Below are 15,850 nucleotides of genomic sequence, written 5' to 3'. Positions count from 1 at the left end.
AAGTCTCTGATAAATGACGATATTTTAGGTAGAGTAAGTCGTGTTGGCGCGCGCGTGCCGTCCAGCGGGCCATTCCCCGGCGGCGAAGGCTGGTTGACTTCATCCCTGAGCTTGCCTAACCATCCCCGATATAAGGGATGGTCGCCTGACCATCCTGACATAACGGATGGTTCCGGATCGGCGTTCTGCCCTTCCGGATGAAAAGGGAATGTGACGGGGTGGACCCAAGCCGGGCGCCTTCATCACAGCCGACCCCGCGACTGTAGAGCGGTCAGGGTCTTCCATCCGGCATCCAACCCTTTTCTGTCCGCATGCAATGGTGCAGGCGGGCAGTACGGGCGACATGCCGGAAAAGCCACTGGAAATGCATGGTGATCAACCGGGGTCGGACGCCTCTATCTCTACGAATGGTCCACCTCTTCGCCGATGCAGCCGGGAAGGCGAGGCAGATCCGCTGGCACGATCAGGGGCGACCGGTTTCCGGTCCGCCCCGATCGCGGCCGATACCCGCGAGCCAGGAGACCTGCCATCCCGTGCCGGGCGAAAAGCCCACCCCTGGGTAAGAAACCCGCTGCCAGCACGGAGGTTGTCTTGGCTGAACGATTGAATTCAGCGCTGCCTCCGGTGGTGCGATGGTACTTCCCCTTCTCCCCAGCGGGGAGAAGGTGGCCCGAAGGGTCGGATGAGGGGGCCACACGGCACTTACCTCATTTTGCGCTCTGCTTGCGCGCCGCGCATTCGCGGCTGCGCCTCTCACCCCCTCAACCGCCTGCCGGCACCTTCTCCCCGCTGGGGAGAAGGGGGATGTGGCGACGTCTTGCCCTCTCCCGGAGGAGCGCTTCGACATGACCGCCACCTTCATCCTCGGCGGCGTACGCTCCGGCAAATCCCGGTTCGCTGAATCTCTTGTCACCGCGACCGGCCTCGAGCGCCACTACATCGCCACCGGCCGGGCATGGGACGAGGAGATGCAGGCGCGCATCGCTCAGCACAAGGCCGATCGCGGTCCATCCTGGACGACGCATGAGGAGCCGCTCGATCTGGTCGGCAAGCTTGGCGCCATCGACGGCGAGGGGCGCATCGTGCTGATCGACTGTCTGACGCTCTGGGTCACCAATCTGATGATGGAGGAGCGCGAGATGGCAGCGGAATTTGCAGCCCTTGCCGATTTCCTGCCGGCCGCGAAGGCGCGGCTCGTTATCGTTTCCAATGAAGTCGGCCTCGGCATCGTGCCTGAGAATCGCATGGCGCGGGAATTTCGCGACCATGCCGGCCGGCTGCACCAGATGATCGCGGCGAATGCCGCCGAAGTCTATTTTATCGCGGCAGGCCTGCCGCTGAAAATGAAGGGTTAAATCCATGCAGCAGAAAATTCCCGCAACCGTCATCACCGGCTTTCTCGGCGCGGGCAAGACGACGATGATCCGCAACCTGCTCACCAATGCCGGCGGCAAGAAGATTGCGCTCATCATCAACGAGTTCGGCGATCTTGGCGTTGATGGCGATGTGCTGAAGGGCTGCGGCGCTGAGAATTGCACCGAAGACGATATTATCGAGCTCACCAATGGCTGCATCTGCTGCACGGTCGCCGACGATTTCATTCCGACCATGACCAAGCTTCTGGAGCGCGAGCAGCGCCCGGACCATATCGTCATCGAAACCTCCGGTCTTGCGCTGCCGCAGCCGCTGGTCGCCGCTTTCAACTGGCCGGATATTCGCAGCGAAGTAACGGTCGATGGCGTGATCACCGTGGTTGATAGTGCTGCCGTTGCCGCCGGGCGTTTTGCCGACGACCACGATGCCGTCGATGCGCGTCGTGCCGAGGATGAATCGCTCGATCATGAAAGCCCGATCGAGGAGCTGTTCGAGGATCAGCTGACCTGCGCCGATCTGATCGTGCTCAACAAGACCGATTTGATCGACGCGGACGGCCTTGGCCGCGTGAAGAGCGAAGTCGCCTCGCGGATTGCCCGCAAGCCGGTGATGATCGAGGCCAGGAATGGTGAGGTGCCGGCGAGCGTGCTGCTCGGCCTCGGTATCGGCACGGAAGACGATATCGCCAACCGCAAGTCCCATCACGAACTGGAGCATGAGGACGGTGAGCCGCACGACCATGACGAATTCGACAGTTTCGTCGTCGATCTCGGTGCTATCGCCGATACATCTGGTTTCGTCGAGAAGCTGAAGGGCATCATCGCCGAGCATGACGTGCTGCGCCTCAAGGGCTTCATCGACGTCTCCGGTAAGCCCATGCGCCTGCAGCTGCAGGCCGTCGGCGCCCGCATCGACCAGTATTTCGACCGCGCCTGGGCGCCGGGTGAAGCTCGTAGCACGCGCCTTGTCGTCATCGGTCTGCACGAAATGGATCAGGACGCGGTGCGTAAGGCGATCGAAGCGCTCGTCTGAGGATAGAGAATGCATCTGCTTCTGGCTCAACAGGGAACGATCAGCGACGGGGAAGAGGCCATCGACCTCGGCCAGTCGCCGGGCGATGTCCTGTTCCTCTCGGCCGCCGACACCGAGCTTGCGGCGATTGCCGCGGCTCATGCCGACGGGGCGAGCGGGCATACGCTCAGGCTTGCGAGCTTGATGAGCCTGAAGCATCCGATGTCGGTCGATACCTACGTCGAACGCACGGCGCGGCATGCGAAGCTGATCATCGTGCGGGCGCTCGGCGGGGCGAGCTATTTTCACTACGCGCTCGAGGCCCTGCATGCGGTGGCGGCGAGGGGCGGGGCGCTGATTGCGGTGCTACCGGGGGATTCCAAGCCGGATGCGGGCCTGACGCCGTTTTCGAATGTGGCGCTTGAGGATCTCAATGCGCTCTGGGGATACCTGATCGAAGGCGGGGATGCCAATGCGCGGGGCTTTCTTGCCTATGCGGCGGCGATGCTCTCGGGGGAGGAGAAGCCGGCGCCGGCTGCGCCGTTGATGAAGGCGGGGATCTGGTGGCCCGGGCGAGGGCTGGTTGGAGTTGAGGAGTGGCGTCGGCTTGTTTCTGTTGTGCCTTCCCCGGCGATTGAGGGCGTAGCACCCCCCTCTGTCCTGCCGGACTACCGGGGTCGAGCCGCGGGTCTCGACCCGTCCTTCGGACCCCCCACAAGGGGGGAGATTGAATCGCGGCCCGCGTCTCCCCAAACTACCGACATAGAGCGAAGGTCTCGCTCCTTGCCGATCTCCCCCCTTGTGGGGGAGATGTCCGGCAGGACAGAGGGGGGTGTTACACGCTCGGACGAGGAGGCGAACGCCACACATTCGGCGGAAGAGGTGGGATTCAAACCCACGGCTCGCCCGACAGTCGCCATCGCCTTCTACCGCGCTCTCGTGCAAAGCGGCGAAACCAAACCCGTCGAAGCCTTGATCGAAGCACTCCAGCAGCAAGGCCTGCGCCCGCTGCCAGTCTTCGCCTACAGTCTCAAGGATCCCGTCTCCAGAGGTATCCTCGAAAGCATCTTCGCCGAACTCAAACCCGATGTCGTTATCAACACGACCGGCTTTGCCGTCTCCGCACCCGGCGCCGATCGCCAGCCGACGGTGTTGGAGGCCAATGACGCGATCGTGCTGCAAGCGATCTTTTCCGCTTCGTCGCGGGAGGCCTGGGCCGCCTCATCGCAGGGGCTCTCGGCGCGTGATCTCGGCATGAATGTCGCGCTGCCGGAGGTGGATGGCAGGGTGCTGTCGCGCGCCGTCTCCTTCAAATCAGCCGCGCGCTATGACGTTGCTGTCGAGGCCAACATCGTTTCCAGCGAGCCGGATGCTGGGCGCATGAACTATGTGGCATCGCTTGCCGGCAACTGGGCGCGGCTGCGGCAGGTGCCGGCGGAGAGTCGCCGAGTTGCGCTCGTCATGGCGAACTATCCGAACCGCGACGGACGGCTCGGCAATGGCGTCGGGCTGGATACGCCGGCCGGCACCATCGAGGTGATGCGGGCGATGGAGAGGGCCGGTTATCCCATTGCCGATATTCCTGCCGATGGTGATGCGCTGATACGGCATATGATGTTGGGGCCGACCAATTCCGGCTTCGACGGCAAGGTCGTGCGTGAGCGGCTTTCCCTGAGTCGATACAAGGATTTCCTGGAATCTCTTCCCAATCAGATTCAGGATGAGGTCAACGCGCGCTGGGGTGCGCCGGAGGCTGATCCCTATGTGCGCGATGGCGCTTTCGCGCTGCCTTTCGCCCGGTTCAGCGAGTTGCTGATCGGTATCCAGCCGGCGCGCGGCTACAACATCGATCCGAAGGAAAGTTATCACTCGCCCGATCTCGTGCCGCCGCACGGCTATCTTGCCTTCTATGCTTTCCTGCGCGAAGAATTCGGGGCGCAGGCCGTGATCCATATGGGCAAGCACGGCAATCTGGAATGGCTGCCGGGCAAGGCGCTGGCGCTGTCAGAAACCTGCTATCCCGAGGCGATCCTCGGGCCGCTGCCGCATCTCTATCCTTTCATCGTCAACGATCCCGGTGAAGGCACGCAGGCCAAGCGCCGCACGGCCGCTGTTATCATCGACCATCTGACGCCGCCGCTGACGCGCGCCGAAAGCTATGGGCCGCTGAAGGATCTGGAGGCGCTGGTCGACGAATATTACGAGGCGTCGGGCGGCGATCCCAGGCGTATCCGGCTGCTCAGCCGGCAGATCCTCGATCTCGTTGCTGATATCGGGCTGGATCGGGATGCGGGGATTGCGAAGGGCGAGAGCGAAGGCGAGGCGCTGAAGAAGCTCGATGCCTATCTCTGTGACCTCAAGGAAATGCAGATCCGTGATGGGCTGCATGTGTTTGGGGTTTCGCCTGAAGGGCGGTTGCTGACGGATCTGACTGTGGCCTTAGCGCGGGTGCCGCGCGGGCTGGGTGAGGGTGGAGATGCGAGTCTGCAGCGGGCGATTGCTGGGGATGTGTTGGCTTTCCTCCTTCTCCCCAGCGGGGAGAAGATGTCCGTCAGGACAGATGAGGGGGCGAGCGACGCCAGGAGCGAGCGGCTGAGCGTAGGCGAGGCCGAGGTTCAGGGTGTGGCCCCCTCATCCGACCCTTCGGGCCACCTTCTCCCCGCTGGGGAGAAGGGGAGTCGCGTACCTCAGCGTTCTTTCGATCCTCTGGACTGCGATATGGCAGCGATCTGGATCGGTCCACGTCCAGCGATCCTTGTCGATGTCGCCGATGCCCCCTGGCGTACAAACGGTGACACCGTCGAGCGCATCGAACTACTCGCCGCCAAGCTCGTCTCCGGCGAAATCACCTGCCCACCTCTCTGGTCCCAAACCAGAGCCGTACTCGATGAAATCGAAGCCCGCCTCAAACCCTCGATCCTTGCCTGCGGCCCGGCCGAGATCGCCGGTCTGCTGCGCGGCCTCGACGGTCGTTTCGTGCCGCCCGGCCCGTCCGGCGCGCCGACGCGCGGGCGGCCGGATGTGTTGCCGACGGGGCGGAATTTCTATTCCGTCGACAGTCGCGCTGTGCCGACCCCGGCAGCCTACGAACTCGGCAAGAAATCCGCCGAATTGCTCATCCGCCGCTATGTGCAGGATCATGGCGAATGGCCTATCTCCTTCGGGCTGACGGCCTGGGGCACGTCCAACATGCGCACCGGCGGCGACGATATCGCCCAGGCTTTGGCGCTGATCGGGGTCAAGCCTGTCTGGGACATGGCCTCGCGGCGCGTCACCGGTTACGAAATCATTCCGCAGGCCATGCTGCGCCGGCCGCGGGTGGATGTGACGCTGCGTATTTCCGGCTTTTTCCGCGATGCCTTTCCCGAGCAGATCGCGCTCTTCGACAAGGCGATTCGCGCCGTTGGCGCGCTGGAGGAGGATGCGACCGACAACCCGATTGGCGGGCGCATGCGCGGCGAGGCGGCGCGGCTGACAGCTGCCGGGCTTGATGAGAAGGCCGCGGCAAAGCGGGCCGGCTATCGCATCTTCGGGTCGAAGCCCGGTGCCTATGGTGCCGGCCTGCAGGCGCTGATCGACGAGAAGGGCTGGGAGCGGCGGGCCGATTTGGCCGAAGCCTATCTTGTCTGGGGCAGTTATGCCTATGGTGCGGGCGAGGAGGGCCGAGCCGAGCGCGGGGTTTTCGAAGAAAGGCTGCGTTCCATTCAGGCGGTCGTGCAGAACCAGGACAATCGCGAGCACGACCTGCTCGACAGCGACGATTATTACCAGTTTGAAGGCGGCATGGCGGCGGCGGCCGAAGTGCTCGGTGGAGTGCGGCCGGCGATCTATCACAATGACCATTCGCGGCCGGAAAAGCCGGTCATTCGTTCGCTTGAAGAGGAGATCGGGCGGGTGGTGCGCGGGCGTGTCGTCAATCCGAAATGGATCGAGGGTGTTATGCGCCACGGCTATAAGGGCGCTTTCGAGATTGCGGCGACGGTCGATTATCTCTTTGCTTTTGCGGCGACGACGGGGGCTGTCGGCAACCATCATTTCGAGGCGGTCTATCAGGCCTTCGTCGCCGACCCCAAAGTGCGCGATTTCATGGCCGAGAAGAACCCGGCGGCCCTTTCCGACATGAGGGAGCGGCTCATGGAGGCGATCGAGCGCAAGCTCTGGACGCCGCGCAGCAACTCGGCGCAATTCGATCTCACTGAATCCAACGAAACCAAGAAAAGAGCAGGCAGCCAGCCATGACCGAAGAGCCAGTCGTACCAGCCGAAAAGGACGATGCCCGTCACGCCGAGAAGATGGCGAAGAAGAAGGCGGCGCGTGACAAGATCATGGCCAGCAAGACGGATGAGAAGGGCCTGATCATCGTCCACACCGGCAAGGGCAAGGGTAAATCCTCGGCCGCCTTTGGCATGATCTTCCGTCATATCGCCCATGGCAAGCCGTCCGCCGTCGTGCAGTTCATCAAGGGCGCGATGTGGACGGGCGAGCGGGATCTGATCGAGAAGCACTTCTCCGATGTCTGCCAGTTCCACACGATGGGCGAAGGCTTTACCTGGGAGACGCAGGACCGGGCGCGGGATGTGGCGGCGGCCGGTGCGGCCTGGGAAAAGGCCAAGGAGCTGATCCGCGACGAGCGCAATTCCATGGTGCTGCTCGACGAGATCAACATCGCCCTGCGCTATGACTATCTCGATGTCAACGAGGTGGTGGAATTCCTGAAGACCGAAAAGCCTTACATGACGCATGTCGTGCTGACGGGACGCAACGCCAAGGACGAGCTGATCGAGATCGCCGATCTCGTGACCGAAATGGAACTCATCAAGCACCCCTTCCGCTCCGGCATCAAGGGGCAGCCGGGCGTGGAGTTCTAAAGCAATTCCAGCAAAAGTGTGCAGCGGTTCTGCGTCCGGAATTGCGTGGACAAGGGCTTAATTGGCGAGATGGCCGCGCAGGATCGCGGCCGTTTCTTCGTCTGCCGGGAAGAAAGATTCGATTGCGAGTTCCGAGAGGGTGATGTCGACAGGCGTGCCAAAGACCGTCGTCGTCGAGATGAAGGAGAGCAGGCCGGCCTTGGTCGAAAGCTGCAAGGGCACGGCGATACCAGCCAGATCGGTATGGGTCTCGCCGGCATTTTCGGGCGCGGGGTAGGACAGCAGTTCCTTCAACAGCTTTTCCAGCATCGGATCGCCCGAGACCGATATCTGCTGACGCAACCGGTCGAGAAGATGGGCGCGCCATTCCGGGAGATTGGCGATGTGGGGCGCCAGGCCTTGCGGATGCAGGCTGAGACGCAGCACGTTGACCGGCGGTTCCAGCAGGGACGGATCGGCAACGGCTTCGAGCAGCGGCGCGATGGCGGCATTAGCGGCAACCAGCGTCCAGTTGCGGTCGATGGCGATGGCCGGGAAGGGCTCGTGGCCTTTCAGCACCATGTCGATGGCGCGTCGCGCCGGCTGAAGTGCGGGATCATCCAGTTTGCGCTCGGCAAAAACCGGAGCGAAACCCGCAGCCAGCAGCAGCGGGTTTCTTTCGCGGAGCGGCACGCTGAGGCGTTCGGCCAGATGCAGCAGCATTTCGCGGCTGGGCGTTGCGCGCCCGCTCTCGATGAAGCTTAAGTGCCGTTGGGAGATTTCGGCTTCCAGCGCCAGATCCAGCTGGCTCATGCGGCGGCGCTGGCGCCATTCGCGCAGATGATCTCCGAGAGAGCGGGCGGTCTGCGTCATCAGGCGGCTTCCGGCAGGAGATCGATGAAGCCGCGGACGGATTTCAGCCTGCCGTCTTCGAGCTCGGCGAAATCCGTGCCCTTGATCAGTGCTTCGCCGTTCTCAGGACCGAGGCCCCAGGAGAAGCGCAGGTTGTTTCCGTAGCCATCGGCCGTGCCGATCAATTCGAAGCGGAAGCCGGGGAAGCGGCTCTGCACGGCCTCGACCAGAGAATTGATCTGCTCGTGGCCTTCGCCGCGCATCAGCGGGTCGATATAGGTGGCGGCTTCCGTCCAGCTCTCGGCGATGAGAGCGCGGCGGCGCGCGGCATCCGTCTCGTTCCAGATGGCGAGGTAGCGCTCGGCGTTGGTCTTTGCGTCGTTCATCGGGTCATCTCCTTTGATCGCCCGTTTATTCAGGCAGGTCGATCATGCGGGAAGGCGGTGCACCCTATCAATTACGTCAGAGGTAATGGAAGGCGGTCGAGGGGCTCGGTCAGATGCCGAGCCAGACGCGCAGTGGATTTGCCGGGTCGGCGAGCAGCTTTATCGCAAGGGCGACGCAGACGATCACCAGCAGCGGCTTGATGAGCTTTGCGCCGATGCGCATGGCGAGCCGGGAACCCAGCTGTGCGCCTAGGAACTGGCAGACACCCATCAACAGGCCGATCTTCCAGAGGATCGCGCCGAAGCTTGCGAAGACGATCAGCGCGCCGAGGTTCGAGCCGAAATTGAGAAGCTTGGTGTGGGCGGTGGCCTTCAGCACGCCGAGGCCGGCGAGCGTGACGAAGGAGAGCATGAAGAAGGAACCGGTGCCGGGGCCGAAAACGCCGTCATAGAAGCCGATGGCGGGCACCAGCGTCAGGCCGAAGGCGAAGGGCGTAACGAGACGGTGGGTGTCGAGGTCGTTGAGATTAGGCTTGACGGCAAAGAAGATCGCAATGGCCAGGAGCAGCACCGGCATGATCGCCTGCAGCACCTGTCCGGGCACGATCGTCGCAAGGGCAGCGCCGACCGCCCCGCCCATGACGGCCATTAGCGCCATCGGCAGCTGTTCGTGAAGCTGCACATGGCCCTTGCGGGCGTAGGCGATCGTTGCCGAGGCGGCGCCGAAGATCGATTGCACCTTGTTGGTGCCGAGCGTCTGCAGCGGCGGAATGCCGGCGATCAGCATGGCGGGAACGGTGATCAGGCCGCCGCCGCCGGCAATGGCATCGACGAAACCGGCAAAGAAAGCAGCCGCGCAGAGCAGCAGAAGCAGATGGAGGGCGATGTCAGGCAAGATGATATTCCGGAAGGGCTTTCAGCCGGTCTTGTTGCATTTGCCGCGCCAAGCTGCAATGGCTGCAAGGACACAGCGGGGCGCATTCGACTTACATGAGCGACATTCCCTTCGACAGCACTAGGCGCCATGTGCTCGGGCTCGGCTGCGAGCGCGGGACGACGGTCGCCGAGGTGCTGGCGCTGGCGATCGAGGCGCTTGATGCAGTCGGGATCGGCGCGGCGGAGCTTGCGGCCATCGCCACCATCGACAGCCGCAGGCAGGAGGCGGCGATCCTTGCCGTTGCGAGACATTTCGCTGTGCCTGCCGTCTTCTTCGATGCGCTGCGGCTGGAGGAGGAAACGCCGCGGCTCAAAAATCCGTCCGAGATCGTCTTTGCCCGCGTCGGCTGCCACGGTGTGGCGGAATCGGCAGCGCTTGCGGCGCTTGGCGCGGATGCGGAGCTGGTGCTCGGCAAGAACAAATCTGCGCATGCGACAGCGGCGATTGCCTGCATCGGGTTGCAGAAAGACTGATCGGCGCTATGTTGGCGGCAATTTGCAGCGCCGTCCGGCAGCTTCGCGATTCACATCTAGAGCAATTCCGTTTTCTTCGAATCACGGAAGTGCTCTATCCCTTTGTTTCAACGCAGTTCCGGACGCAAAACCGCTGCGCACTTTTGCTGGAATTGCTCTAGAGGATACACATGCACAAGGTCATTTATGACACGGATCCCGGCGTCGACGACGCCATGGCGCTTCTTTTCCTGCACCGCCATCCCGAGATCGATCTAATCGGCATCACGACCGTCTTCGGCAACGCGTCGGTCGAGACGACGACGCGCAATGCGCTCTTCCTCAAGCGCGAGTGGGATATCGCGGCACCGGTCGCCAAGGGCGCCAGCGTCACGATCGATCCCGAGCGTGCGGAGCGGGAATGGCCGGCCATGGTGCATGGCCACAATGGCCTCGGCAATATTGACGTGCCCGAGGCGATCGATCTGCCGCTCGATCCGCGCCCGGCGCATCGCTTCATCATCGATACGGTGCGCGCCAACCCCGGTGAGATCAGGCTGGTGGCCGTCGGACGGATGACCAATCTGGCGCTGGCGCTGAAGGAAGACCCCGAGATTGCGACGCTGGTCAAGGACGTCGTCATCATGGGCGGCAATTTCTATGTGCCGGGCAATGTCTCGCCGGTCGCCGAAGCCAATATTCATGGCGATCCCGAAGCCGCCGATATCGTGATGACCGCGCCGTGGAAGGTCGTCGTCATCGGCCTCGACGTCACCTCGATCACCACGATGAGCCGCAGCTATCTCGGCGAAATGTCGGCCAAGGGCGACAAGGCGGTCAAGCAGCTCGACGCGCTGTCTCAGCATTACATCGATTTCTACGCCCATGCTGTCGAAGACGGCATGATGGTGCATGACAGCTGTGCTTCGGTCTATGTCGTGGCGCCGGAGCTTTTCACCACGATCACCGGCGCGGTGCGCGTCGTCTGCGGCGGCATTGCCGACGGCCAGACGGTCGTCAAGGCGGATGGCCGTCGCTTCCCGCCGGGCGACTGGGATGGCCTGCCGAGCCAGGTCGTTGCCACGGGAATCGAGTCGGAAAAGGTGGTCGATCTGATCCGCGGGACGCTTCTTCGCGCCTGAGAGCCCTTGGGGCTGGCTGCGCCGCGGCAACAGGCTGATCACACAGTCAGCCAACGGCTCTTTCGTCATGCTCGGGCTTGTCCCGAGCATCCGCAACTGGTGGACATGTAGCAGATCCTCGGCACAAGGCCGAGGATGACGCCGAATAAAAGGCAAGGCTTGTCGACAAATCGACGGGCGGCGGTAGGCGGTGGCTCATGTCGATAATATTATAATATATTCATGTCGTTACGTGGCGCCTCTGCCAAATCGAATCCGCCTGCTCGCAAAGTGAATCACCCTCATGTCAGCAACTTCAAGTGAGGCGGTGCTGGCGGCGTTGACCTTGCCGCTTGCGGGGCCTAGATCAACAAAATGTTGAATAGCGCATTCTTACATTTGCCGGCGATGGAGCCGGGCAGCGTCTGGCTTGTCGGAGCCGGTCCCGGCGACCCCGGGCTGTTGACGCTGCTTGCCGCCAAAGGGCTCGCGGAGGCCGATGTGATCGTGCATGACGCGCTTGTTAATGAGGACTGTCTGAAGCTCGCCCGATCGGGCGCGGAACTTGTATATGCCGGAAAGCGCGGCGGCAAACCCTCGGCCAAGCAGCGGGATATTTCGCTCAGGCTGGTGGAGTTGGCGCGCGCCGGCAAGCGGGTGCTTCGGCTGAAGGGCGGGGATCCCTTCGTCTTCGGCCGTGGCGGCGAGGAAGCGCTGATGCTGGTCGAGCACAATATCCCTTTCCGCATCGTGCCGGGCATTACCGCCGGCATCGGCGGGTTGGCCTATGCCGGCATTCCGGTGACGCATCGCGACATCAACCATGCCGTGACCTTTCTCACCGGCCATGATTCCTCAGGCATCGTACCAGACAGAATCGACTGGGACGCGATCGGCCGGGGCTCGCCCGTCATCGTCATGTATATGGCGATGAAGCATATCGCCGAGATCAGCGCCAATCTCATCGCGGCCGGCCGGCCGCCATCCGAACCGGTCGCCTTCGTCTGCAATGCGGCCACTGGCCGGCAGCAGGTGCTGGAAACGACGCTGGGCGAGGCTTCGGCCGCCATTGCGGCCTCCGGGCTCGAGCCGCCTGCGGTGGTCGTCGTCGGCGAAGTGGTGCGGCTCCGGGCCTCGCTCGACTGGCTCGGCGCGCTGGCCGGCAGGCGCCTACAACCCGATCCATTTCGCCGGTCCGGCAAGGTGCTGGCATGAGCGGCCTCCTGATCGCAGCTCCTTCCTCCGGCGCCGGCAAGACGACGGTGACGCTCGGTCTGCTCCGGGCGCTTCGGCGTCGCGGCATCGCGGTCGCACCCGGCAAGGCAGGCCCCGACTACATTGATCCCGCTTTCCATGCGGCGGCAGGCGGCACGCCCTGCCTGAATTTCGACCCCTGGGCGATGCGCCCTGAGCTGATCTCGGCCAATGCGGCCCTTCACCGCTCCGGCGACCGCATTCTCGTCGTCGAGGCGATGATGGGGCTCTTCGACGGAGCGGCCGACGGCAAGGGAACAGCGGCCGATCTTGCCGCCCAGCTCGGCCTTTCCGTCGTGCTCATCGTCGATGCCTCGCGCATGTCGCAGTCAGTCGCGCCGCTGGTTGCGGGCTTTGCCGGCTTCCGCGCCGATGTCCGGGTGGCCGGCGTCATCCTCAACAAGGTCGGCAGCGACCGGCACGAGGCGATGCTGCGCCAGGCGCTGGAGGCGATCCGCATGCCCGTCGTCACCGTCATCGGGGCCGACAAGACGCTTTCCCTGCCGGAACGCCATCTCGGGCTCGTGCAGGCCGGCGAACATGCAAGCATCGAAAGCTTCATCGACCATGCGGCGGACGCCGTTTCCGAGGAATGCAATTTCGAATTCCTGCTGCGTATCGCAAGGCAGGGGCTCAACCGCCCGTCGGCGGCCAATATCGACCGGCTGATGCCGCTGGGCGCCCGCGTCGCGGTGGCGCGCGACATCGCCTTTGCTTTTTCCTACGAGCATATGCTGCTCGGCTGGCGGCGGCGCGGGGCAGCGATCTCCTTCTTCTCGCCGCTTGCCGACGAGGCGCCGGCTGCCGATGCCGATGCGATTTATCTGCCCGGCGGTTATCCGGAACTGCATGCCGGCAGGCTTGCCGAGGCCAAGACTTTCCGTGCCGGCCTTCTCGATGCGGCGGCACGCGGCATCAGGATCTACGGCGAGTGCGGCGGCTACATGGTGCTGGGCGAGGGGCTGATCGATGCGGGGGGCAAGCGATACGAAATGCTCGGCCTGCTGCCCGTCGTCACCAGCTATGCGGAGCGCAAGCGCCATCTCGGCTATCGCCGGGTGACGCCGCTCGACGGCGCCTTCTTCTCGCGGACGATGACGGCACATGAATTCCACTATTCCACCGTCGTCTCCGAGGGTGAGGGGAAGCGGTTGTTTTCGACCCAAGATGCGCTCGGAACCGATCTGGGTGCTGCCGGTCTCCGGCGCGATCAGGTCGCGGGCTCCTACATGCATCTGATCGACCTTACCGGGGCGGCCGTATGAGCGCCCCGATCGCCCATGGCGGTGGCATCACCGCCGCTGCCGCCGCTTTCGGCGGCCGGCCGGAAGATTGGCTCGATCTTTCCACGGGCATCAATCCTTGCCCTGTCGCCCTGCCTGACATTCCGGCAAGGGTCTGGCATCGCCTGCCGGACAGGCATCTCGTCGATGCGGCAAGGCGTGCTGCGCGGGATTATTACGGCAGCGGCGAGATCCTGCCGTTGCCGGTGCCCGGCACGCAATCGGTGATCCAGCTTCTGCCGCGTCTGATGGCAGGGAGCAGCGTCGCGGCTATGACGGATAGCAGAGTTGCTGTGGTATCACCGACCTATGGCGAATATACGCGGGCCTTCGCCGCAGCCGGTTTTGCTGTCGATGCGGTCGGCGATATCGCTGCGATCGGCGAGGAGCACAGGCTTGCCGTCGTCGTCAATCCCAACAATCCGGATGGGCGCGCCTGGCCGGCCAAAATGCTGATTGCCTTGCACGACAGGATGAAATCGCAAAATGGCCTTCTCGTCGTCGACGAGGCCTTCGGCGATGCCGATCCGGCGCTGAGCCTTGCGGCGCGCGCAGAAGAGCTTTCCAACCTGGTGATCTTCCGCTCTTTCGGCAAGTTCTTCGGGCTTGCCGGCCTGCGGCTCGGCTTCGCGATTGCCGAGGGCGATATTCTCGATCGTTTCGAGGAGTGGCTCGGTCCCTGGTCGGTCTCCGGCCCGGCGCTGTCGCTGGCCGACTCGCTGCTGCGCCAGGACGTGTCCGCGATCCGCCGCCGCATCGATGAACGCAGCTCCGGCCTGCATGGAGTGCTGACCGGCGCCGGTTTGCGCATCGCAGGCGGAACGACGCTCTTCACTGTTGTCGCTGATAGCAGGGCGAGCGACATTTACACGCATCTCTGCCGCCATCATATTCTCGTCCGCAAATTCGACTATGCGCGGGACTGGCTGCGTTTCGGGCTTGCCCCGGATCCGGCGGCCGACAGGCGGCTTGGCGAAGCCCTTCAGAGATTTGAACGATGACGATCGACGAAAACCTTCTCGTGCTGCTTCTGGCGCTGCTGCTCGACCGGCTCATGGGCGATCCGCAATGGCTGTGGTCGCGGCTGCCGCATCCCGTCGTCCTTTTCGGTGAGGCGATCTCCTTTGCCGACCGAAAGTTCAACAATGCGAGCCTGAAGGGGTCGCAGTGCCGGATGAACGGTGTTGCCGCCATCCTGGCGCTTCTTCTCGTGGCCGTCATCGCAGGCATCGTGTTCAACCGTTTCTTCGCGCTCTTCGGCCCGATCGGCATCCTGCTCGAAACCGGGCTGGTGGCGATTTTCCTGGCGCAGAAAAGCCTTGCCGATCACGTTGGGGCCGTTGCCGCCGCGCTTCGGGACGAGGGGCTTGCCGGCGGACGGGCCGCCGTCTCCCGCATCGTCGGGCGCGATCCCGAGACGCTGGACGAACCGGCCGTCTGCCGTGCGGCGATTGAAAGCCTTGCTGAGAATTTCTCCGACGGCGTCGTGGCGCCGGCGCTCTGGTATGCCGTGTTCGGCCTGCCAGGGCTGCTTGCCTATAAGATGCTGAACACCGCGGATTCGATGATCGGCCACAAGTCGGAAAAATACATCGATTTCGGCTGGGCCTCGGCCCGACTCGACGATCTCGCCAACTGGCCGGCCGCCCGGCTTTCCATCCTGCTGATTGCCGCCGGCGCCTGGCTTCGGCGGGGCACGAGCGCCTGCCGCGAGGCGATCCGCGTGGCGATCCGCGACGGCGGCCTGCACCGTTCGCCGAATTCCGGCCGGCCGGAGGCGGCAATGGCAGGGGCGCTGAATGTCCAGCTCGCCGGCCCCCGCATCTATGGCGGCGTCGTCGTGACCGAGCCGATGATCAACAATCCCGGCCGCGACCTTGCAACATCGCGCGATGTTGAGGACGGCATATCGGTGTTTCATGCGAGCTGCACGGTGCTTGCCGGCATGACGTTCGGGTTGTTCCTGTGTCTTTTGTAGGGGTATCCCACCGTACACTCCTGTGGACATGCCCCACTCAAACGTTTATGCGAAGCGCCTCATATCCAATCACACCGGAAGCAGAGCCATGTCAGTTCAGGTTGAATTACCGTGCCCGAAGTGCAAGAGCACCAAGATGAAGTTCGAGCGGGCTGAGATCCGGGAGACCGACATCATCACTTGTGCGGCCTGCGGGCATAATCTCGGCACCATGGCCTCGATCCGCGAGAAGATGAAGAAGGCCTATCAGCGGCTCAAGCAGCCTTCGGCGGCGCGCAAGCTCCAGTGAGCCGGCGCCGCTGCTTGCTGCTTACTTCCGCTTTGGCTTGTTAGAATTGTGATTACCATTCGGGTT

At 63.4% G+C, this 15,850-nt stretch carries 14 protein-coding genes and 1 riboswitch; of the genes, 11 read left to right on the top strand and 3 right to left on the bottom strand.

The annotated features are described in order from the left end of the window. Nucleotides 1-150 precede the first annotated feature (150 nt). A riboswitch (cobalamin riboswitch) is annotated at nucleotides 151-300 on the top strand. Nucleotides 301-845: 545 nt separating this feature from the next. From cobU to cobO, 4 genes are read left to right on the top strand one after another with little or no spacing between them, the layout of a single operon-like run. Then, nucleotides 846-1,355, top strand: coding sequence for a bifunctional adenosylcobinamide kinase/adenosylcobinamide-phosphate guanylyltransferase (gene cobU / locus EFD55_RS24135; RefSeq protein ID WP_125848148.1), 510 nt, complete (start codon nucleotides 846-848; stop codon nucleotides 1,353-1,355). Between the two features lie 4 nt (nucleotides 1,356-1,359). Further along, a complete protein-coding gene (gene cobW, locus EFD55_RS24130; protein ID WP_125848145.1) occupies nucleotides 1,360-2,406 on the top strand; it encodes a cobalamin biosynthesis protein CobW in 1,047 nt (348 codons plus the stop codon). Between the two features lie 9 nt (nucleotides 2,407-2,415). Continuing rightward, the gene (gene cobN, locus EFD55_RS24125) at nucleotides 2,416-6,624 is read left to right on the top strand and encodes a cobaltochelatase subunit CobN (protein WP_125848143.1); all 4,209 of its coding nucleotides are present in this window, start codon (nucleotides 2,416-2,418) and stop codon (nucleotides 6,622-6,624) included. Further along, nucleotides 6,621-7,253 (top strand): cob(I)yrinic acid a,c-diamide adenosyltransferase, encoded by a 633-nt coding sequence (cobO, locus tag EFD55_RS24120; RefSeq protein ID WP_125848141.1) that lies wholly within the window; start codon nucleotides 6,621-6,623, stop codon nucleotides 7,251-7,253. The genes cobN and cobO overlap by 4 nt, the downstream gene beginning before the upstream one ends. 57 nt (nucleotides 7,254-7,310) lie before the next feature. On the opposite strand, the gene EFD55_RS24115 is transcribed toward cobO, so the two are convergent. The 3 genes from EFD55_RS24115 to EFD55_RS24105 all read right to left on the bottom strand — a co-directional run bounded on the left by EFD55_RS24115 (nucleotide 7,311) and on the right by EFD55_RS24105 (nucleotide 9,365). Then, nucleotides 7,311-8,105, bottom strand: a complete 795-nt coding sequence (locus EFD55_RS24115) for a helix-turn-helix domain-containing protein (RefSeq protein ID WP_125848139.1) — start codon at nucleotides 8,103-8,105, stop codon at nucleotides 7,311-7,313. Then, nucleotides 8,105-8,470 carry a nuclear transport factor 2 family protein gene (locus EFD55_RS24110; RefSeq protein ID WP_125848137.1) on the bottom strand — a complete coding sequence of 122 codons (366 nt, stop codon included), beginning with the start codon at nucleotides 8,468-8,470 and terminating at the stop codon, nucleotides 8,105-8,107. The genes EFD55_RS24115 and EFD55_RS24110 overlap by 1 nt, the downstream gene beginning before the upstream one ends. A 109-nt stretch (nucleotides 8,471-8,579) precedes the next feature. Beyond that, nucleotides 8,580-9,365 (bottom strand): TSUP family transporter, encoded by a 786-nt coding sequence (locus EFD55_RS24105; RefSeq protein ID WP_125848135.1) that lies wholly within the window; start codon nucleotides 9,363-9,365, stop codon nucleotides 8,580-8,582. A 95-nt stretch (nucleotides 9,366-9,460) separates the two neighbouring features. On the opposite strand from EFD55_RS24105, the gene EFD55_RS24100 reads away from it, so the two are divergent. The 7 genes from EFD55_RS24100 (at nucleotide 9,461) to EFD55_RS24070 (ending at nucleotide 15,784) form a co-directional block, all read left to right on the top strand. Continuing rightward, complete coding sequence (locus EFD55_RS24100) at nucleotides 9,461-9,880, top strand: cobalamin biosynthesis protein (protein ID WP_125848133.1); 420 nt, start codon at nucleotides 9,461-9,463, stop codon at nucleotides 9,878-9,880. A gap of 170 nt (nucleotides 9,881-10,050) precedes the next feature. Then, the gene (locus EFD55_RS24095; RefSeq protein WP_125848131.1) at nucleotides 10,051-11,001 is read left to right on the top strand and encodes a nucleoside hydrolase; all 951 of its coding nucleotides are present in this window, start codon (nucleotides 10,051-10,053) and stop codon (nucleotides 10,999-11,001) included. 354 nt (nucleotides 11,002-11,355) lie between these two features. Further along, on the top strand, nucleotides 11,356-12,195 hold the full coding sequence (gene cobA, locus EFD55_RS24090) for a uroporphyrinogen-III C-methyltransferase (RefSeq protein ID WP_125848129.1): 840 nt from the start codon (nucleotides 11,356-11,358) through the stop codon (nucleotides 12,193-12,195). Next, nucleotides 12,192-13,499 (top strand): cobyrinic acid a,c-diamide synthase CobB, encoded by a 1,308-nt coding sequence (locus EFD55_RS24085; protein WP_125848127.1) that lies wholly within the window; start codon nucleotides 12,192-12,194, stop codon nucleotides 13,497-13,499. Before cobA ends, EFD55_RS24085 begins: the two co-directional genes overlap by 4 nt. Continuing rightward, nucleotides 13,496-14,518, top strand: a complete 1,023-nt coding sequence (gene cobD, locus EFD55_RS24080) for a threonine-phosphate decarboxylase CobD (protein WP_125848125.1) — start codon at nucleotides 13,496-13,498, stop codon at nucleotides 14,516-14,518. The genes EFD55_RS24085 and cobD overlap by 4 nt, the downstream gene beginning before the upstream one ends. Beyond that, nucleotides 14,515-15,495: an adenosylcobinamide-phosphate synthase CbiB gene (gene cbiB, locus EFD55_RS24075; protein WP_125848124.1), complete on the top strand. Its 981-nt coding sequence runs from the start codon at nucleotides 14,515-14,517 to the stop codon at nucleotides 15,493-15,495. The genes cobD and cbiB overlap by 4 nt, the downstream gene beginning before the upstream one ends. Before the next feature lie 88 nt (nucleotides 15,496-15,583). Then, nucleotides 15,584-15,784: an ECs_2282 family putative zinc-binding protein gene (locus EFD55_RS24070; protein ID WP_125848122.1), complete on the top strand. Its 201-nt coding sequence runs from the start codon at nucleotides 15,584-15,586 to the stop codon at nucleotides 15,782-15,784. Nucleotides 15,785-15,850: the final 66 nt, after the last annotated feature.

Source organism: Rhizobium pisi, from assembly GCF_003938655.1.
Taxonomy (GTDB): Bacteria; Pseudomonadota; Alphaproteobacteria; order Rhizobiales; family Rhizobiaceae; genus Rhizobium; species Rhizobium pisi.
The sequence above is the reverse complement of the archived record's forward strand: the minus strand, read 5'-3'. Positions and strand labels throughout refer to the sequence as shown.